General features: G+C 54.0%; 23 protein-coding genes. 8 read left to right on the top strand and 15 right to left on the bottom strand.

The features are described from left to right. The 3 genes from QN359_RS07805 to QN359_RS07795 form a co-directional block, all read left to right on the top strand. Positions 1-1,812 (top strand): Cache 3/Cache 2 fusion domain-containing protein (locus QN359_RS07805; RefSeq protein ID WP_323493226.1); only part of this gene is annotated, 1,812 nt, incomplete at its 5' end. A gap of 68 nt (positions 1,813-1,880) precedes the next feature. Next, positions 1,881-2,738, top strand: a complete 858-nt coding sequence (locus QN359_RS07800; RefSeq protein ID WP_322250545.1) for an MOSC domain-containing protein — start codon at positions 1,881-1,883, stop codon at positions 2,736-2,738. Positions 2,739-2,791: 53 nt separating this feature from the next. After that, on the top strand, positions 2,792-3,925 hold the full coding sequence (locus QN359_RS07795) for a sensor domain-containing diguanylate cyclase (protein WP_322250544.1): 1,134 nt from the start codon (positions 2,792-2,794) through the stop codon (positions 3,923-3,925). 28 nt (positions 3,926-3,953) lie between these two features. Here the strand turns inward: QN359_RS07795 and QN359_RS07790 are convergent, their stop codons facing one another. Genes QN359_RS07790 through rsmD form a run of 3 tightly spaced genes read right to left on the bottom strand, consistent with a single transcriptional unit; the run spans position 3,954 to position 5,467 of the window. Further along, entirely contained in the window at positions 3,954-4,211 is a 258-nt protein-coding gene (locus QN359_RS07790; protein ID WP_322250543.1) for a YfhL family 4Fe-4S dicluster ferredoxin, read from the bottom strand. 48 nt (positions 4,212-4,259) lie between these two features. Next, positions 4,260-4,760 carry a pantetheine-phosphate adenylyltransferase gene (coaD, locus tag QN359_RS07785; protein WP_322250542.1) on the bottom strand — a complete coding sequence of 167 codons (501 nt, stop codon included), beginning with the start codon at positions 4,758-4,760 and terminating at the stop codon, positions 4,260-4,262. Positions 4,761-4,813: 53 nt separating this feature from the next. Further along, positions 4,814-5,467 (bottom strand): 16S rRNA (guanine(966)-N(2))-methyltransferase RsmD, encoded by a 654-nt coding sequence (gene rsmD, locus QN359_RS07780; RefSeq protein WP_322250541.1) that lies wholly within the window; start codon positions 5,465-5,467, stop codon positions 4,814-4,816. A 113-nt stretch (positions 5,468-5,580) separates the two neighbouring features. On the opposite strand from rsmD, the gene ftsY reads away from it, so the two are divergent. The 4 genes from ftsY (at position 5,581) to rpoH (ending at position 9,471) form a co-directional block, all read left to right on the top strand. After that, complete coding sequence (gene ftsY / locus QN359_RS07775) at positions 5,581-6,642, top strand: signal recognition particle-docking protein FtsY (protein WP_322250540.1); 1,062 nt, start codon at positions 5,581-5,583, stop codon at positions 6,640-6,642. A 19-nt stretch (positions 6,643-6,661) separates the two neighbouring features. Next, a complete protein-coding gene (locus QN359_RS07770) occupies positions 6,662-7,333 on the top strand; it encodes a cell division ATP-binding protein FtsE (RefSeq protein WP_322250539.1) in 672 nt (223 codons plus the stop codon). Positions 7,334-7,382: 49 nt separating this feature from the next. Next, positions 7,383-8,297: a cell division protein FtsX gene (locus tag QN359_RS07765; protein ID WP_322250538.1), complete on the top strand. Its 915-nt coding sequence runs from the start codon at positions 7,383-7,385 to the stop codon at positions 8,295-8,297. 283 nt (positions 8,298-8,580) lie between these two features. Then, complete coding sequence (rpoH, locus tag QN359_RS07760) at positions 8,581-9,471, top strand: RNA polymerase sigma factor RpoH (protein ID WP_322250537.1); 891 nt, start codon at positions 8,581-8,583, stop codon at positions 9,469-9,471. Between the two features lie 147 nt (positions 9,472-9,618). Here rpoH and QN359_RS07755 read toward each other — a convergent pair whose 3' ends face one another. The 5 genes from QN359_RS07755 to QN359_RS07735 are packed head-to-tail and all read right to left on the bottom strand — an operon-like array spanning position 9,619 to position 13,512. Beyond that, positions 9,619-10,200 carry an SCO family protein gene (locus QN359_RS07755; RefSeq protein WP_322250536.1) on the bottom strand — a complete coding sequence of 194 codons (582 nt, stop codon included), beginning with the start codon at positions 10,198-10,200 and terminating at the stop codon, positions 9,619-9,621. Beyond that, positions 10,197-11,081, bottom strand: a complete 885-nt coding sequence (gene cyoE, locus QN359_RS07750) for a heme o synthase (protein ID WP_322250535.1) — start codon at positions 11,079-11,081, stop codon at positions 10,197-10,199. The genes QN359_RS07755 and cyoE overlap by 4 nt, the downstream gene beginning before the upstream one ends. Positions 11,082-11,091: 10 nt before the next feature. Further along, positions 11,092-12,159 (bottom strand): COX15/CtaA family protein, encoded by a 1,068-nt coding sequence (locus QN359_RS07745; protein ID WP_322250534.1) that lies wholly within the window; start codon positions 12,157-12,159, stop codon positions 11,092-11,094. A 2-nt stretch (positions 12,160-12,161) separates the two neighbouring features. Further along, positions 12,162-12,773, bottom strand: coding sequence for an SCO family protein (locus tag QN359_RS07740; RefSeq protein ID WP_416200230.1), 612 nt, complete (start codon positions 12,771-12,773; stop codon positions 12,162-12,164). Then, positions 12,766-13,512, bottom strand: a complete 747-nt coding sequence (locus QN359_RS07735; RefSeq protein WP_322250532.1) for an SURF1 family protein — start codon at positions 13,510-13,512, stop codon at positions 12,766-12,768. The genes QN359_RS07740 and QN359_RS07735 overlap by 8 nt, the downstream gene beginning before the upstream one ends. Before the next feature lie 50 nt (positions 13,513-13,562). Between QN359_RS07735 and QN359_RS07730 the strand changes: the two genes are divergently transcribed. Then, positions 13,563-13,763: a twin transmembrane helix small protein gene (locus tag QN359_RS07730; RefSeq protein ID WP_322250531.1), complete on the top strand. Its 201-nt coding sequence runs from the start codon at positions 13,563-13,565 to the stop codon at positions 13,761-13,763. A 67-nt stretch (positions 13,764-13,830) separates the two neighbouring features. On the opposite strand, the gene QN359_RS07725 is transcribed toward QN359_RS07730, so the two are convergent. The 7 genes from QN359_RS07725 to QN359_RS07695 form a co-directional block, all read right to left on the bottom strand. Further along, positions 13,831-14,691: a cytochrome c oxidase subunit 3 gene (locus QN359_RS07725; RefSeq protein ID WP_322250530.1), complete on the bottom strand. Its 861-nt coding sequence runs from the start codon at positions 14,689-14,691 to the stop codon at positions 13,831-13,833. 74 nt (positions 14,692-14,765) lie between these two features. Further along, a complete protein-coding gene (locus QN359_RS07720; RefSeq protein WP_322250529.1) occupies positions 14,766-14,981 on the bottom strand; it encodes a DUF2970 domain-containing protein in 216 nt (71 codons plus the stop codon). After that, positions 14,981-15,556 carry a cytochrome c oxidase assembly protein gene (locus QN359_RS07715; RefSeq protein WP_322250528.1) on the bottom strand — a complete coding sequence of 192 codons (576 nt, stop codon included), beginning with the start codon at positions 15,554-15,556 and terminating at the stop codon, positions 14,981-14,983. The genes QN359_RS07720 and QN359_RS07715 overlap by 1 nt, the downstream gene beginning before the upstream one ends. Before the next feature lie 12 nt (positions 15,557-15,568). After that, a complete protein-coding gene (locus QN359_RS07710; RefSeq protein WP_322250527.1) occupies positions 15,569-15,676 on the bottom strand; it encodes a cytochrome oxidase small assembly protein in 108 nt (35 codons plus the stop codon). 40 nt (positions 15,677-15,716) lie between these two features. Then, complete coding sequence (gene ctaD / locus QN359_RS07705) at positions 15,717-17,324, bottom strand: cytochrome c oxidase subunit I (RefSeq protein WP_322250526.1); 1,608 nt, start codon at positions 17,322-17,324, stop codon at positions 15,717-15,719. 23 nt (positions 17,325-17,347) lie between these two features. Then, a complete protein-coding gene (gene coxB, locus QN359_RS07700; protein ID WP_322250525.1) occupies positions 17,348-18,520 on the bottom strand; it encodes a cytochrome c oxidase subunit II in 1,173 nt (390 codons plus the stop codon). A 223-nt stretch (positions 18,521-18,743) separates the two neighbouring features. Next, positions 18,744-19,652, bottom strand: a complete 909-nt coding sequence (locus tag QN359_RS07695) for a methyltransferase domain-containing protein (RefSeq protein WP_322250524.1) — start codon at positions 19,650-19,652, stop codon at positions 18,744-18,746. Positions 19,653-19,665 lie beyond the last annotated feature (13 nt).

The following is a 19,665-nucleotide window of genomic DNA, read 5'->3' as shown; positions in this document are numbered from 1 at the left end:
CGCCGCGCAGCTGTGGCAGAAACAGGCACTATCTTAAACTCTTTGAATAATTGTCTGGACTTAGGGGGCCACTTTACCTTTCGCGCCCAGTGGCATGAACCGTTCGTCCTGGAACAAGAAACCGTGCAGGTGCAAGATAAAACCGTTGCCATCCTCAAGGTCGGCGCGGAAACACTGAATCTCAATTTTGCCCCGGTTGACCAATTCACCGCCCAAACCGGTGCCATTGCTACTATTTTCGTCAAACAAGGCGAAGATTTCATACGCGTGAGCACGTCGCTGAAAAAAGAAAATGGCGAACGGGCGATCGGCACGGCACTCGACCGCAGCCATCCGGCCTACGCCTTACTGTTAAAAGGCGAATCGTTTATCGGACCGGCCAAACTGTTCGGTAAAGATTACATGACGTCCTACGTACCGATCATGGACGCGCAAGCAAAGATGATCGGGATACTGTTTGTCGGTATCGATATTTCCGATAATCTTCGTTTCCTCAAGGAAAAAGTCAAATCGATGAAAATCGGCAAGACCGGTGGCTATTTTGCGCTCAACCGCAAAGCCGGCAAGACTTATGGCGACGTGATGATCGATGCCAACAATGAAGGCAAGAACTATCTGACTGAGAAAGCCAGCGATGGCAGCGAATTCATCAAAGACATGCTGGAGAAAAACACTGGCGTCAGCTACTATGCCGCGCCATCATTCGGTGCCGCGGCCTTGCAGGGCAAACAGCGCGTCGCCGTATTCCAGCCTGTTCCGACCATGAATTGGCTCATCGTCGGCTCGGCGTATACCGCCGAGATCGTCGAAGACAGCGTGGCCCAATTGATCAAATACGCCTTCTTGGCGCTGGTGCTGATCGTCGTCGTGGCCTTCGTGTTGTTTTATATTGTCAAACGCTACGTCTCGGTACCACTGGCCGAAGCGACGCGTATGGCCAACAAAATGGCCACCGGCGACTTGACCGAACAAGTCAGCAACGCACGTCACGACGAGATAGGACAATTGCTTAACGCCATCAACAGCATAGGCACCGGCTTGACCAAAGTGATCGTCGAAGTCAGTGCCGGCAGCTTTGCGATACAACAAGCATCGCAAGAAATCGCCTCCGGCAATGCCGATTTGTCTGCACGCACCGAGTCGCAAGCGAGTTCACTGGAAGAAACCTCGAGTTCGATGGAAGAATTGACCGCTACCGTGAAGAACAATGCCGACAATGCCCGCCAGGCCAGCCAATTAACCACGCAAGCGAGCAGTGTGGCGGCGTCCGGTGGCACGGTGGTCAATGATGTGATTTCAACCATGCAAGAAATCAAAGACAGCTCACGCCGCATCGCCGACATTACCGGCGTGATCGATGGCATTGCTTTTCAAACCAATATCCTTGCCTTGAACGCCGCGGTTGAAGCCGCCCGCGCCGGCGAGCAAGGTCGTGGCTTTGCTGTGGTAGCTGCAGAAGTACGCAGTCTGGCGCAGCGGGCCGCGGCATCGGCGACGGAAATCAAATTACTGATCAATCAGTCGGTCGAAAAAGTCGATCAAGGCAGCGAGTTAGTCAACGTTGCCGGGACTACAATGCGCGAGATCGTGCTCAATATCGAGCAAGTCGCCACCATTGTAATGGCCATCAGCAATGCCAGCGGAGAGCAAAGTGCCGGTATCGATCAAATCAGCCTGGCCATTTCCGATATGGATGAAATGACGCAGCAGAACTCCGCCTTAGTCGAGCAAGCGGCGGCTGCCTCGGAAAGCTTGCGCGACCAAACCGAACGTCTGCATCACGTGGTCGGTCAATTCAAAGTCAGACGCTGAATTTATCATTGGCAAATCGAGCAAGCCGATTAAAATGGAGGCCTTGCTCCTTATGCCAATGACATCTTATGCCCGTCATCACCGATCTGTGGTTTTACCCTATCAAATCCTGTGCCGGCATCGCCGTTGTCCAAGCGCAAGTTGCAGCGAGTGGCTTAAGCTTAAGGCAGCAAGATCACACGCTATACGACCGCGAATGGATGTTGGTCGACGACAAGGGTCAATTTCTCAGTCAACGCGACTGGCCGCGGATGGCAAGCCTGCGCCCCGGCTTGCTCGATGGCATGCTGAGCGTCGCTGCCGATGGCCTGCCGACTCTGCATCTGTCGCTGCCGGACCGTAGCGGCGCGACCGTGTTGGTAAGCATCTGGGATGACACGCTGCTGGCCCGCTGTGCGGCACCATCCGCGCATGCTTGGTTCAGCCGCGCCCTCGGCGTCAGCTGCCGCTTAGTCCGATTTGACTTGGCCGCGCAGCGCTATGCCAGCCAGAAATGGACCGGTGCGCTGCTGGCACCGACCCGTTTCGCTGACGGTTTTCCGCTGCTGCTGACAGCGCGCGCCTCGCTGGCTGATCTGAACCAACGCGCCATAGCGCAAGGCCGTGCCGCCGTGCCTATGGACCGTTTTCGTCCGAATATCGTCATCGATGGCTTGCACGCATTTGAAGAAGACTATGCCGCCGCCTTCGAATTTGCCAATGGTATTTGCCTGCCAGCGGTCAAGCCGTGCTCGCGTTGTAGTATGCCGGCAGTAGACCAAGCCAGCGGCAGCGTCGGCCCTAACCCGATCGACATTTTGCAAAGCTATCGCGCCAACCCTGTACTCAACGGTGAAATTTCCTTCGGCATGAATTTGATCGCCAGCGCCGGCATCGGCCGCACCTTGCGGGTTGGCGATGCCGTCGAAATTCCGATTGCATTTTGACGCGCGATCGATTAACTTACTATTTATGCAATTTTCTTTGAAAATGAAACGGTATGGATAGCGCGCGTCAACCACCCACCCCCAACGCGCTGCAACAGCTGGCCGAAGTGCGCATGGAAAATAAGCTCTTACGCGCGCGCTTGAGCGATATTCTCGATCAAGCCCACCGTAACCAGAGCATCATGGCGCGGCACCAAGATTTCGACCTGAAAATCATTGGCGCGAGCAATTTCAAAGAATTGATACACTTCCTCTTCAGTGCTTTAGCGCTGACTTCCGAACTCGATGTCGTCACCCTGACTTTGCTTGACCCGCGCCAAGAGTTGCAGCAAATGCTCAGCGACCTGCGCATGGATTTGCAAGACTACCCCCATCTGATGTTCATCCGCCATGAACGCGAACTCGAAGCCCACTCGGCCTCCTTACGCAAACCGGTGCTCGGGGCCTATCAGAGCCAGCGCTATGGCAAAGCGTTCCACAGTTGCGGGCAGAAACCTGCCAGCATTGCCATCATCCCTTTGTTGCGGCAGGAACGCTTGATCGGTTATCTCAACCTTGGCAGCTTTGAGCTTGAGCGGTTTGCCGCCACTATGGCGACCGACTTCATCGAACGGCTCGGTTCCATCATCGCGATTTGTCTGGAAAATGTCATCAATAACGAGCGCCTGACACATATCGGCCTGACCGATCCGCTGACCAAGGTCAGCAACCGTCGTTACGTCGAGCAGCGCACCCTCGAAGAAATCGGTCGCGCCCGGCGCCAGTGCTATGGCTTGGCGTGCATGTATCTCGATATCGATTTTTTCAAAAAAATCAACGACGAGTATGGCCATCAAGCCGGTGATGATGTCTTGTGTGAGGTTGCGCAAAGGATCAAGGCAGAATTACGCCTCAGCGATACCCTGGGCCGCTTCGGTGGCGAAGAATTCGTGGTCTTGTTGATTAATGCGAATGTGCAAGATGCGATGCAGGTAGCGGAACGCATACGTAAGAGCATCGCTGGCAAAGCATTCGATCTCAGTGTAGCGGGCAGTTGCAACTGTACGATTTCGATCGGCGTCACTACCGTATCGGAACAACAGAACGAGGGTGAAGCCCTGATCGTGGCGCGCGATATGATCAAGCGCGCCGATCGCGCCCTCTATGATGCCAAGCGCTCGGGGCGCGACCGCGTGCGCTGCGAATAAAGATGGCCGTGCCGGGTCGCGGCGCGACTTATTTTTTCAGTTGCTCCTGCAAATCCGTGTACTTGGCCAGCAATTGTGCCGGCGTTTCGCGCCATTCCGGATTAAACGGAATGCAATTCACCGGGCACACCTCTTTACATTGTGGCACATCGTAATGGCCTACGCATTCGGTACATTTATGTGCATCGATTTCGTAAATTTCAGGGCCCATGTAAATCGCATCATTCGGGCACTCGGGCTCGCAGACGTCGCAATTGATGCAATCGTCGGTAATCATTAACGCCATACTTACTCACTTCTTTTCCACCCGGCTTAAACCCGCCGGGCATGGGCATCAGTTATTTTCCTCGATATCGAGCGCAGCAACTTTTTCTTTGAGCCAACGATCGACCGAAGGAAATACAAACTTCGAGACATCGCCACCGAACATGGCGATTTCACGCACTATCGTACCGGAAATGAATTGGTACTGGTCGGATGGCGTCAAAAACAGGGTTTCGACGTCAGGCAAAAGGTAACGGTTCATACCGGCCATCTGGAATTCATATTCAAAATCAGACACGGCACGCAAACCGCGCACAATCACGCGCGCGTCGTTTTTTCGCACAAAATCTTTGAGCAAGCCGGAAAAACTCTCGACCCGCACATTAGGATAGTGTCCCAGAACTTCATTGGCGATACTGAGGCGCTCTTCGAGTGAGAAAAATGGTCGTTTGTTTTTGCTGTCGGCCACGCCGACCACCAAAGTATCGAACAGGCCCGAGGCGCGGCGTACCAAATCCTCATGACCACGGGTCAGCGGATCAAATGTTCCCGGATAAACGGCTGTGACCATCTTCACTCCTTTTTCGCTAATTGCATATTGTTATGCACCAAATTGTTCTGGCATTATGCCTGATTTTCGTGCGTATCAGGCTGCAGAATGCTGCGTTGCAGGATATGGAAATACACGCTGCCGGCGCGGTCGGCACGTATTACTTGCCATCCGCTGAGCAATTTTTTCATGCTTTCGCTTGGATCAGCATGATCTAAAGCAAATTCGGATTCGACATAAACATAGCCTGGCGTGGCCAACAAGGGCTGGCAAGCCGGCAGCATTTTTTCCAACCACGCCTGTTCAAACGGCGGATCGAGAAAAATCAGCTCGCAGCTGGCGGGTGCCAAGCTGGCTATGGCTTTACTGGCATCGGCACGCAACAGGCGGCACTGCTGGGCAGCGAGTTTTTCCTGCACTGCCAGCAGTTGCCGAAACGCTGGTGCCGACGCTTCCACCATGGTGACCGCGGCCGCGCCGCGGCTGGCCGCTTCGAAGCCGAGCGCACCGCTGCCAGCGAACAGGTCGAGGCAACGCAGCGTCATCCAATTAGCGTTAAAAAGATGATTGAGCCAGTTAAATGTTGTTTCTCGGACACGGTCTGGCGTCGGGCGCAAGCCTTCGGCGCTCACTACCGACAGCAGACTGCGCTTCCACTGGCCGCCGATGATGCGAACCTGGTGGCTGGAGCGGGACACGCTGGGCGTTTTTTTGGTCATCGGTTTCATGATAGGTTTGACACTGGTAAATCAAATTACCGCGCGTGGGTCTGTTAGAATGGCAGCATTCTAATACCAGGTGGGCCAATTCGGCGCGCCATCTTCCGACAAAAGCATTCCTGATGTTCAGTTTCTTTAAAAGAAAACCCAAAGACGAACCGGCCATCGCCACGCCGCCCACATTGACCGAAGCGGTGCCGACCGTGCCGGCCACGACTGTCGCGCTGCCTGCTGCGCCTGCCGCAGCGGAGCTCGCCGTTGCCGCCACGGTAGCCGAACCGGAGAGCAAACGCTCTTGGCTCAGTCGTCTCAAAGCCGGCCTGGCAAAAACTTCGACTAATCTTACCACCCTCTTCATCGGTGCCCGTATCGATGAAGACTTATACGAAGAACTCGAAGCTGCCTTGCTGACGGCCGATGCCGGCGTCGATGCGACGTTGTTTCTGCTCGATGCACTCAAGAAAAAGGTCAAGGCAGACAAACTGACCGAAGCCGAGCAAGTCAAAGCCGCCCTCAAGCAATTGCTGCTCGATTTACTCACACCGCTGCAAAAGCCGCTGGAACTCGGCCGTCATCAACCGATGGTGATGATGATCGCCGGCGTCAATGGTGCCGGCAAGACAACTACCATCGGTAAACTGGCCAAGCATATGCAAGAGCATGGCCAAACGGTACTGCTGGCAGCTGGTGACACTTTCCGTGCAGCGGCACGCGAACAATTGGCAATCTGGGGCGAGCGCAATGGCATCACAGTCATTTCGCAAGAATCGGGCGACCCGGCCGCGGTGGCCTTCGACGCCGTCGCTTCAGCGCGTGCGCGCTGCACCGATGTGGTGATGATCGATACGGCAGGACGCTTGCCGACGCAATTGCATCTGATGGAAGAATTGAAAAAAGTAAAACGCGTGATTGCCAAAGCCATGGATGGCGCACCGCAAGAAGTCTTGCTGGTTATCGATGGCAATACCGGGCAAAATGCCTTGGCACAAGTTAAGGCCTTCGATGACGCCTTGCAATTGACTGGCTTGGTCATCACCAAGCTCGATGGCACCGCCAAAGGTGGCGTCTTGGCAGCGATTGCCAAAACTCGCCCGATTCCGGTGTATTTCATCGGCATTGGCGAACAAATAGAAGATTTGCAGGCATTCAACGCCCAGGAATTCGTCGACGCCCTGCTGCACTGAGCCCACGGAAAAGTCGATCATGATTGAATTCGAGAATGTCACCAAACAATATTCACGCGACGCCTATGCTTTGCGTGATGTCTCACTGACCATCCCCGATGGTGAGTTGGTTTTCTTGGCCGGCCCCTCGGGTGCCGGTAAATCGACCTTGCTCAAGATGATAGCGGGTATAGAAAAGCCCAGCAGCGGCCGCGTCATCGTTCATGGCCAAGACATGAGCAAGCTCAAAAGCGGCAGCCTGCCCTACTTACGGCGCAAATTAGGCTTGATCTTGCAAGAGCAAAAGTTGCTCAATGACCGTTCGGTACTGGCCAACGTCATGTTGCCGCTGATCGTCACCGGTGCGCCCGCCAGCCAAGCGCAAGCACGCGCCCGTGCCGCGCTCGAAAAAGTCGGCCTGATCGACAAAGCCGCCGCCTTTCCCTTGGCACTCTCGGGCGGCGAACAGCAAAGAGCCGCGATTGCCCGCGCCATCGTCAACCGGCCGAAAATCATCTTGGCCGATGAACCGACCGCTTTTCTCGACCGCGACAATGCCAATCAAGTGATCGCAGCACTCAAAGCCTTCCAAAGCGCCGGTGTGACTTGCCTCATTTCCAGTCATGACGAGCAATTTTTAGAACAAGCCAGCCGCGTGATTTATTTGAGCCACGGCACAGTTACCGATCACTGGCAGTCGGTGGCCGCCTGATGGCCACACCGTCCCCTGAATTACCAGCGCTGCGCGCAGGAGAATACTGATGACAATCTGGTTTCGTGAACATCTGTTTGCCTTGAAAAGTGCCTTCGCCCATTTGCGCGCCGGCACAGGCAATTTTTGCTTTAATGTTTTGGTCGTGGCCATTGCGCTGGCCTTGCCGATCGCCGGTCTGACCCTGATCGACAACATCCGCCCGATTTCTTCGCAACTGGCGATAGAACCGGAAATCAGTATCTTTGTCACACCGGACACGCCACGCGCCAGCTCCACGGCCTTGTCGATACCGATCAAACGTTTGCTCAAAGAAAATGGCCTCGAGAGCCAACTGCGTTTCGTTCCAAAAGAAAAAGCATTAGCGACCATGCAAGATTCCTCGAGCTTGGCGGAAGTGCTGGCTACCTTGGGTGGCAACCCCTTACCGGATGCCTATATTTTATCTTTATCGAATGCGCACGCCGAACAACTGAGCGCCTTGGTCGGACAATTGCAAGCCTTGCCCGATGTCGATCAAGTACAGATTGATACCGACTGGGTCAAGCGCTTGGCAGCCTTGGTGCAAATTTTACAAATTGCCCTGATGTTTTTGGCTGGCACGCTCGCGCTGGTCGTCGTGGTCGTGGTGTTCAATGCCACCAGACTGCAAGTGATTTCTCACCAAGCAGAAATTACCATTACCCGTCTGCTCGGCGCGACCAACAGCTTCATCCACCGTCCTTACTATTACACTGGTGCCTTGCTGGGCTTATTAGCCGGTTTGTTGGCCTTGGCGATCATCGCTGCCTCCTTGCAACCACTTAACCAAGCCATCGCCGTCTTTGCCAAACTGTATGCCTCCGAATTTCGCCTGACACCGCTGCCACTGTGGCCCAGTCTGGGCTTGCTGGCCTGCAGCATGGTGCTCGGCTTGGCCGGTGCCTACCTGTCAGTACGCCGGCAATTAGCGCGCGCCGCTTAATATAATTCAGTGTTATTAAAAAATATTGCAACTTTTTACGCTTATTCTGCTCCAAACAGTTGAATTCCTGATTTTTGGACTACAACTATCCGATTTGCCACACTGCAGCAGTTTTCGGCAGTACCGATCGGTGCCAACATCCCAGCACTCTGATAGTAGTCTAATCATCACAATTTTGAGCTGATTGGCAGTCTTGGGCAGAGAGTGCTAATATAAGAACTTACTCCGCTGGTAAGGTATTATTTTTGATGCTGACCAGCAGCAATGAGAAGGAAACATAGCAATGACTTCGACACAACTTATTCCGGCAACCGACAGCACCGCGCTGGCCTTGGGTTTCAGTGGTACGCTCGGAAATATTGATGCCTACATCTCCGCTGTCAACCGCCTGCCCATGCTCACGCATGAAGAAGAAATCAATTTCGCCACCCGTTTGCGCGCAGAAAACGATTTAGCTGCGGCACAACAACTGGTGATGTCCCACCTGCGCTTGGTCGTTTCGATCGCGCGCGGTTATCTCGGCTATGGCTTGCCACATGCAGATTTAATACAAGAAGGTAACATCGGCCTGATGAAAGCCGTCAAGCGTTTTGATCCCGACCAAGGCGTGCGTCTGGTCTCGTATGCCATGCATTGGATCAAAGCGGAAATGCATGAGTACATACTCAAAAACTGGCGTTTGGTAAAAGTCGCCACAACTAAGGCACAACGTAAATTGTTTTTCAATTTGCGCAGCCATAAAGTCGGTTTGGAAGCGATGACGCCAAAGCAAATCGATGCCTTGGCCAAGACACTGGACGTCAAACGCGAAGAAGTCATCGAAATGGAAATGCGTTTGTCCGGTCACGATATTGCGCTCGACGCGCCGACTGATGACGACGATGAAAAATTCGCTCCTATCGCTTACTTGAAAACCGAGTCAGAAGAACCGACCCGCGTGATCGAAACGCGCCAGTACGACCGGCTGCAAAGCGAAGGCTTGGAAACTGCCTTGAGCAAACTCGATGCTCGTTCACGCCATATCATCGAATCGCGCTGGCTCAAGAATGATGACGGTTCCGGCTCGACCCTGCATGAACTGGCCAGTGAATACGGCGTATCAGCCGAACGCATACGCCAAATTGAAAGTGCGGCACTGAAGAAAATGAAAACGGCACTGGCCAGTTTTACCTGAAGCCGCATGGCGGTAGAAATATAAAAAAGCACTCCTCGGAGTGCTTTTTTTGTCTTTCCCGCCTGCGCTTGAATAACGAGGCATGAGCACGCGGGGGCACGACGCAGAGTCAGGTGTTTTCAGCAGACGCCGTCAACACCGCGTAGCTTACTTCAGCAACAACTTCAAATCATGCACCACCGGTGCCGTACCCTGCCCATGCCGTAAGAACAGGCGGATATGCCCTTCTTTATCAAACACATAACTGCCGGCCGTATGGTCCATGGTGTAACTGCTCGGTGTATTGCCATCGACTTTTTGATAATACACTTTGAAGTCCTTGGCCACTTTGGCGGTGGCTGCTGCATCACCGTACATGCCGAGAAAGCGCGCATCAAAGTTCGGTACGTATTCGGCTAACAAGGCCTGGGTATCCCGCGCCGGATCGATGGTGACGAAAATCACCTGAACTTGCTCGGCTTGTGGGCCGAGCTGCTTCATCACATCGGCCATCTCGACCATCGTGGTGGGACAGACATCGGGGCATTGGGTATAACCGAAAAACATCACCACCACTTTACCTTTGAAATCGGCCAAGGTGCGCGCCTTGCCGTGATGATCGGTCAGCGCGAAGTCGCGCGCATAATCGAGTCCGGTCAAATCGGTGTTGGTGAATTTTTCGGCTGGCTTATCGCAAGCGGCCAAGGCGCACAGCAACAGAGCGGCGCAGAGTTTTTTCCAGAGTGTCATAGTTTGATGTAGTGGTCGACCAGCAAGGCGGCGAACAGTAAGGATAAATAAATGATAGAAAACGCAAAGGTTTTGCGTGCCAGCACGTCGCTGTAATGTTGATACATTTGCCAGGCATAGGCCAGAAAAATCAAGCCGAGTACGACGGCGCTGACCAGATAAATCAGACCGCTCATGTGCACCGCATACGGCAACATGGTAGTGGCAAACAAGGCGATCGTGTAGAGCCAGATATGTAAACGCGTCAGTTCCGGGCCATGCGTGACCGGTAACATCGGCAAGCCCGAGCGCACATAGTCATCGCGGCGGTACATCGCCAAGGCCCAAAAATGCGGCGGCGTCCAGACGAAAATAATCAGTACCAACAACCAAGCTTGCATCGGTACATCATTGGCGACGGCCGCCCACCCCAAGGCCGGCGGCATCGCGCCGGACAAGCCGCCGATGACGATGTTTTGCGGCGTAGCTGGTTTGAGGATGATGGTATAGACCACGGCATAGCCGACGAAGGTGACAAAGGTCAGCCACATGGTCAGCGGATTGACCAGGGTATACAGTAGCCACATCCCAGCCCCACCGATGACACCGGAAAACACCAAGGTTTGCGTGGCACTGATCTCACCTTGCGCCGTGGGACGGCGTGCCGTGCGTGCCATGCGCGCATCGATTTCACGCTCGACCAGGCAATTGATAGCGAAGGCGGCACCAGCCAACAGCCAGATGCCAGCGGTTGCCGCTACCAGCACGCGCCAATCGGGTAAATCGGGCGTCGCCAGAAACATACCGATGACGGCGCAAAATACCGCCAACTGCGTGACCCGTGGTTTGGTCAGGGCCCAGTACTGTGCCACTCGGTTAGAGGGCAAACTTAAAGTTGTCATGTTCTATCTATCAACGGTTGCACCATGCAAACCTGAGACGACAGTTTAACATGGTCAGCAGCAGCACCAGCGTGGCGGCACCACCGTTATGCAGTACGGCCAAAGACAGAGGCCAAGAAAACAGCACGGTAGAGATGCCGATGGCCATTTGCGCCGCGATCGCCAGCAATAAATAGCGCCCGAGGCCGGCACAACTGAGCGTGCCACGGGCGCGCCATGCGACGACGACAACCACGGCAGCGACCAGCAAGGCAAAATTCCGGTGCACCCAATGGATCGCGACCAAGGCTGGAAATGGCAAGTAAGCACCATCACGCGTCATACCGAGTTGCCGCCACAAATGAAAGCCGTGCTCAAAATCCATTTGCGGAACCCAAACGCCGTGACAAGTAGGATAATCTTGACAAGCCAAAGCCGCATAGTTAGTGCTCACCCAGCCGCCCAGAGCGATTTGTATTACCACCAGCAGCAGAGCCAGCAAGGCCGGCCCGCGCAAACGCTGCGCCGCGCTATCTCGTGCCGGGACCGGTCGTTGTTGCTCATGCGCAGCGGCCAGCAAAGCCAACAATGCCATCCCTAGCAGTAAATGCGTGGTAACGATCACCGGCTGCAACTTCAGCGTCACGGTCCAAGCCCCGAAAGCACCTTGCAAACAGACTAGCAATAACAGCGAGCTGGCCAGCCATGGTGAAATACCGGTGCGACGACGACTGCGCCAAGCCAAGACCACTTGCGCGATGATTAAGATGCCGACACTGGTGGCCAGATAGCGATGCAGCATTTCTATCCAAGCCTTTTGCAGCGTCACCGGTCCATCCGGCATGGCCAGTTCGGCTGCTTTGATATCGGCATGTGATTGCAAAGGGTTGGCTTGGCCATAGCAGCCGGGCCAATCCGGGCAGCCGAGGCCGGAATCGGTCAAGCGCGTGAAGGCACCGAACATGATCAGTTCAAAGGTCAAGGCCAACGTGACGGCGAGCAGCTTGCGCTGCTTGTTCGGCTCTTTCGAACGCCAAACGATGAGTAAGGGCAGCAGCGCGACGGCGCAGCCGGTCAGGGCGAGTTGAGGCAGCAGCATACTCAGCCTATCGCCGAAGCGCGTAAAAGCTTGGCCAGATCTTTCTTAATCTTGTTCGGATCGGCATCTTTCGGATAGCGCATCATCAAATTCCCCAGCGGATCGACCAAATAAATATGCTCGCTCAGTTGCCCTCCCTCGGCCACCGGCAACCAACTGCGCAACTGCGCGGCGTCGACCGTCAACGCATGCATGCCGGCAAATTCATTCAACAAGCGCGGTGCGACGGTCTGGGCATCATCGACCAACCAAATCCGCTCGATGCGGTCCATTTCTTTACCTTGCACCAAGCGCAGTTGGCGCACATCATAGAGTTTCTTTTCGCAAGCGGTAGCACAAGCACCACTGTCTACCGTCAGCATCAACCATTTGCCGCGAAACGCCTCGAGCCCGACCACGCCGCGCTCGGGTGCGCCCTGCTCGTGCGCTTGCAAGACCGGCATAGGGTGGGCGCGCGGATCGAGCAATTCACCATAATTGGTACGGCCTTGCGGTTTAATGACGTAATACGCCAGATACGACAACAGCATCGGGGCGGCACACACGGCCAACACCGAAAATAATTTCCAGCGACCGCGCGTAGTGCGCTTACTGAGCGCTGCTGCCTCACTCATCGCTGTTTGGGGGAACGGCGCTTGCTGATTGATTTTTTCCACGACGTATTCCTGTGAAGATAAAAAACAGGCATGCCATAAGTGCCAAGGCATACCACTGAAATGCATACGCGCGATGCTTATCCGCACCAGCAGCCGGCACGGGCCAATCGCGTTGTAATTGATCGGGCAAACTCGAGTGTTGCTCGACGATCAGCGCGGCCAACTCCAAGCCGCTGTGACTGGCCAGATCGGCGATATCGAGGTTTTGCAACAACGCACCAGGAACCAAGGCTGCCGCCTGCCCCAATTGCAGCACCCGGTCTGGGCGCGCACGCAGGATGCCGGTGATCGTCACCACCCCGCTTGGGGTCAATAAGGAACCAGTCTGCATTCTATCCTGAAGATTTCGCGCCTGCCAACCACGCGCTACCACGATACTGCGCTGGCTGCCGGCGAGCTTGAATGGCATCAATACAATCAAGCCGGCCTTGCCTTGCATAGGGCGATTATCGAGATACAGCGGCCAGTTGCTGACGAATTCGCCACGTAAGCTGACCTTGCTCCACAAAGGCAGGCTCGCCACCTCGACGCTGGCCAGGTCGACTGCTGGCAAGCGGCTACGCTCAACGATGGCGGCGGCAATCTGTTCTTTTTCCAGCGCCCGCCGAGTTTGCCATTGCGCTAAGCTGATACCGAGCACGACCAAGGCTATGCTGACTAGCAAAGGGATCAATTTGAAGCGCGAAAGAATCAACATTAGCGATTACAATAGAAAAACGATTAATCAGATACCAACAAGGTCGAAGCATGAAAATTCTGGTCGCCATCGCGTTCTTCCTGATCATCTTCAGCATGGGCTCAGCCCTGGTCTATCTGATGAAAGACAAGGGACGCAGCAACCGTACCGTCAAGGCGCTGGCCTATCGGGTCGGCTTTTCCATCAGCTTGTTTCTGCTGATCTTGCTGGCCAATTACTTCGGTCTGATCGAACCGACCGGGATACATTGAGAGCAAGCAAAAGAACATAAAAAAAGCCGCACTGTGGTGCGGCTTTTTTTCGTTACTGGCGCAAGCATTACAACCAGTAAACCACCACATACAGACCGAGCCAGACCACGTCGACAAAATGCCAGTACCACGCCGCACCCTCGAAGGCAAAATGCTGTTCCGGTGTGAAGTGACCCTTCATCACGCGATACAGTACCACGGATAACATGATCGCACCCATGGTCACATGGAAGCCGTGAAAACCGGTCAGCATGAAGAAGGTGGAACCGTAAATACCGGAAGTCAGCTTAAGATTCAATTCTTGGTAAGCTTCAATATATTCATAGGCTTGGCACACCATGAACACGGCACCGAGCAGTATCGTGGCAAACAACCACAGTGCTGTTTGCTTGCGGTGACCGGAACGCAGCGCATGATGCGACAGCGTCAGGGTCACGCCGGAAGTGAGCAAGAGCGCGGTATTGATGGTCGGGATAGGAAACGGCGTCATGGCTTTGAAAGCCTCGACGGTGCCGGCTGGTCCGGTATTGCCCCATTGAGCAGCAAAATCAGGCCACAAAACTTTGTGATCGAGATCGGCTAGCCATGGCATGGAAATGCTGCGGGCATAGAACAAGGCCCCGAAAAAGGCGGCAAAGAACATCACTTCGGAAAAAATGAACCAGCTCATACTCCAGCGGAACGAGATATCGATGCGCTCACTGTATTGGCCGCTCTCCGATTCGGCGATGGCCTCGCCAAACCAATTGTAGAGCACCACCAAGGTCAGGAAAATACCGGCGAAGTTCACATACGAACCCCACGCCAAGCTATTGACCCAAGCCGATGCACCGATCATCGTCAGGAGCAAGGAAAATCCGGCCAGCACTGGCCATTTGGATGGCCCCGGCACGAAATAATATGGTGCTTTCGCGTTTGAAGAACTCATTTTTGATCTCCTGATCCAAATGTATGGTCTGAAATTATTCTAATTACATTACTTGTTTTGGCACTGCTTTGCTACTATTTTGCCACCACATAACGCACGATCAGCACCAAGCTTACGATGAAAATCAGCGCGCCTATCAGGGCGGCAATGATGACGTGCACAGGATTGAGTTGCGCAGCATCTTGTTCATAGTCACTGCGCTTGCGTATCCCCAGAAATGACCAAAACACGGCTTTCATGGTCGCCAACAAAGAGGCTTGGCGTTTTTTTTCAGGCGGTAATTGACTCATCATTTATCCGTAGCCCCGGCTACACCGAGTTTGCCGCCGACTTCAAAAAAAGTATACGACAAGGTAATCGTTTTAACATCTTTAGGTAAGGCCGGATCGATGTAAAACACCACCGGCATTTGCCGCGCTTCATTCGGCCCCAAGGTCTGTTGCTTAAAACAAAAACATTCCATTTTTTTGAAGTAAGCACTGGCTTGTTGCGGCGCATAGCTTGGTATCGCTTGCGCATCCATCTTGTACGGCTGCTTGTTCACCACTTCATAGACGATTTGCGCCATTTCGCCCGGATGCACCTTCATACTGCTCTGGGTAGGCCGAAAGCGCCACGGCCCCTGCGTATTGGCATCGAACTCGATGGTCACTTCGCGGCTGCGGTCGATCTGCGAATTCGTCAGTTCTTTGGCCGTGATATCTTTCGGTGTCAGAATATTGACGCCGGTGATTTCACAAATTTGCTTATAAATCGGCACCAACAAATAGCCGAAGCCAAACATCATCACCGCAATCACCAACAATTTCACCAGCATGGTGGCATTGAGTTGCGTGATCAGGCCAGACTTTTTCCGCTCTTGCATGCCGCATCCATTTCAACGTAACACAGACTGCTTCAGAATGACACCGATAAAAAAAACGATGGCAACTGAAAACAGGAGCAAGGCAGTTCTGAGATTATTCGGCTTTTTTTCGTTTTTCATATGCAGGTGACGCAGCGCAAAACGCTGCGTCGCTTCTTTCTTATTTAACGATCGGTGGTACTTCAAAGGTATGGAACGGCGCCGGACTCGGCACAGTCCACTCCAAACCTTCCGCCCCATCCCATGGCTTGGCCAGCGCCGGTGTGCCGCCGCGGATAGATGGAATCACCACCGCCAAGATGAAATACACTTGCGTGAGACCGAAACCGAAAGCACCGATGGTGGCGATCTGGTTAAAGTCGGTAAACTGCGCCGGATAATCGGCATAACGACGCGGCATCCCGGCCAGCCCAAGGAAGTGCATAGGGAAGAAGGTGACGTTAAAGAATATCAGCGAAGCCCAGAAATGAATTTTCCCGCGCGCTTCGTTGTACATGAAACCAGTCCATTTCGGCCCCCAGTAGTAGTACCCGGCGAACAAGGCAAACAGGGAACCGGCTACCAACACGTAGTGGAAATGGGCCACCACGTAGTAAGTATCTTGCAATTGAATATCGATCGGCGTGACCGCCAAGATCAAGCCGGTGAAACCACCCATGGTGAAGACGAAAATGAAACCGACGGCAAACAGCATCGGTGTCTCAAACGTCATCGAGCCCTTCCACATGGTGGCAACCCAGTTGAATACCTTCACACCGGTCGGCACCGAGATCAGCATAGTCGCATACATGAAGAACAACTGAGCCGTTACCGGCATGCCGGTAGTAAACATGTGATGGGCCCAGACGATGAAGGACAGAATCGCGATCGATGCCGTAGCATAGACCATGGAAGCGTAACCGAACAAAGGCTTGCGCGCGAAGGCAGGCACGATCTGCGAGACGATGCCGAAAGCCGGCAAAATCATGATGTAGACTTCCGGATGCCCGAAGAACCAGAAAATATGCTGGTACATCACCGGATCACCGCCACCGGCGGCATTGAAGAAGGAAGTGCCGAAGTGACGATCGGTCAAGGTCATCGTGATCGCCCCGGCCAACACTGGCATCACCGCGATGAGCAGATAGGCCGTGATCAGCCAGGTCCAACAGAACATCGGCATCTTCATCAAGGTCATGCCAGGCGCGCGCATATTGAGGATGGTGGTGATGATATTGATCGAACCCATGATCGACGAGGCACCCATGATATGGATGGCGAAAATCGCCATATCCATGCCTGGGCCCATTTGCGTACTCAATGGTGCATACAGCGTCCAACCGGCCGCAGTGGCACCGCCCGGCACCCAAAATGAGCTGACCAGCAGAATCGCGGCCGGTGGCATGAGCCAGAATGAAAAGTTATTCATCCGCGCAAACGCCATATCGGAAGCGCCGATTTGCAGCGGAATCATCCAGTTAGCGAAGCCGACAAAGGCCGGCATGATGGCACCGAACACCATGATGAGGCCATGCATGGTAGTCAGTTGATTAAAAAATTCCGGCTGTACCAGTTGTAAACCAGGTTGAAACAATTCGGCGCGGATGATCAGTGCCAGCACACCGCCCGAGAGCAGCATGGTGAACGCGAACCACAGGTAGAGCGAGCCGATATCTTTGTGGTTGGTAGCGAATAACCAGCGGCGCCAGCCGTGCGGATGGTCATGGGCATGGTCATGGGCATCAGCGTGGCCATGATCGTGCGCGTGATCGACGGTAGTTGTACTCATCTTTTCTCCTGTTCTTCCTGTTATTACTTACGTGCAGCCAAAACTTCGGATGGCTGTACGATGTTTTCGGCGGATTTGTTCGACCAGTTGTTACGCGTATAGGTAATCACTGCCGCAATTTCGGTATCCGATAAAGTCGCTTTCCAAGCTGGCATGGCGTTTTTCCCGTTCAGAAGCAAATGAATCTGCGCATCTTTGGCACCGGCTACCACGGCAGAGCCATCCAGCGCAGGGAAGGCACCCGGCACACCCTTACCACTGGCCTGATGACAAACCACGCAATTAGCCGAATACACTTTTTCGCCGCGTTGTTTGAGTTCGTCGACCGTCCATACCTTGTTCGGGTCGTCGGCCTTAGCGAGCATTTCTTTATGTTTGAGGTCTACCCATTTGGTGTAGTCGGCTTGCGAAACGACATTGACGACGATAGGCATGAAAGCATGCTCTTTACCGCACAACTCAACGCATTGACCGCGATACACGCCGATTTTCTCTGCTTTGAACCAGGTATCGCGCACATAACCGGGAATGGCATCTTGTTTCACGCCGAAGGCTGGAATGGTCCAAGAGTGGATGACATCATTGGCCGTGGTAATAATGCGCACCTTCTTATTCACCGGCACCACTACTTCATTGTCGACTTCGAGCAGGTAATTGACGCCGCGCGGCTCAGTCGGTGCCACACCCGGCGCACCAACCTGGGTACGTGGGGTAGAGAGCGTGGACAGGAAGGCAATCCCTTCGCCTTCGCCTTTGAGGTAATCGTAACCCCATTTCCACTGCATGCCAGTGGCCTTGATAGTGATGTCGGCGTTAGAGGTATCCTTCATCGCGACCACGGTACGCGTCGCTGGCAAGGCCATGCCGATGACGATGATGAATGGCACGATGGTCCAGAGGATCTCGACCGTGGTGCTTTCATGGAAGGTCGCAGCTTTATGTCCGAGCGATTTGCGGTGTTTGAGGATGGAATAAAACATCACACCGAACACGGCGACGAAGATCACCAAACAAATGATGAGCATCAGATTGTGGATGGAATAAATTTGTTCGGCAATTTGCGTCACCGGTGTTTGCAAATTCATTTCCAATACCGCCGGCCCACCCTGACTGTCTACCACCGCCCAAGACGGCAAACTGGCGGCCGACAGTGCGGCAGCGAGCATGAACGATTTCAATCGCTGTGCATGTTTCATGTTTTCCCCAAAACCCCGATTAGAATTCTTAGATGTGCACCAGGACGCGAAAGATTGTGACAAAGTGCGAACTGGCAACTTCTACAACGCGTTGAGTATAAGGCGGAAAGTGAACGCATATCAAGCAGAATGCACGATGCAGCGCAATGATCTGGCGCAAATGAAACAAAAGTTTCTTGCGTTGAAAATCAAATTTCGCGATTTTCTTTCAGCGCGATCAAGCTTATTTTTTCGGCAGATCGAAGCGCACTATAGCCTCACCGGCACTTGTCTTGCGGCTCACGGGCCGGAATGCATGACCATACACGACTTCATACGTGAGTTCCAGCAGACCTGCTGGTGAGCGTTGCATTTCCAAGACATCGAGCAAGGCGCGGTATTGTCGCTTGCTCATTAAACCACGCTGACGTGTTTGCAAAGGGTTGCCGCCAAGCGCACGCACATCGGCCAACAGGCGTTGCGGCGTTTGATAGGTGAGGGTGATTTTTTCCATATCCATCACCGGCGTCGAAAAACCGGCGTCGATCAGCATATCACCATAATCGTGCATATCGACGAATGGCAGCGTGTGCACATGCGCATCGACGGCGGCAAACGCGCTGCGCAATTCGACCAAGGTATCCGGGCCGAAGCAAGAAAACATCAGCAAGCCTTCGGTGCGCAACACGCGGCGCCACTCGGCCATGACCAAGTTCGGTTGCGGGTGCCAATGCAAAGCCAGGTTCGACCAGATCAAGTCCAGCGATTGTGCTGCCATGGGCATGGTGGCGAAATCGGCCGCCATCAGCATGGCGGCGCGCTCACTGCGCAAACTGCTCGGTGTCCATTTCGCCAGCAAACGCCCGACCGCCGACAAGGCGGCTTGTTGTTGTAGCCGGCCATGGCTGAGCATGGCAGCGGCGGCGTCGAGACCGATCACTTGGGCCTGCGGATAAGCGCGCTGTAATTCCGCCAAATCGGCACCAGTGCCGCAGCCGGCATCGAGCAGCGCCGTCGGACTGATTTTGACGAGCTCAAGTTTTTCGCGCATGCGCAAGGCGATTTCACGGTTTAAAAAATCGCCTTCCAGCAATTTTTGCGGATCGGAAAATAGACGGCGCACCAAGGCGAGGTCGATCGGAGCACTCAACATAAAATAGAAACCG

This window comes from Undibacterium sp. 5I2, assembly GCF_035019605.1.
GTDB lineage: Bacteria > Pseudomonadota > Gammaproteobacteria > Burkholderiales > Burkholderiaceae_D > Undibacterium.
The sequence above is the reverse complement of the archived record's forward strand: the minus strand, read 5'-3'. Positions and strand labels throughout refer to the sequence as shown.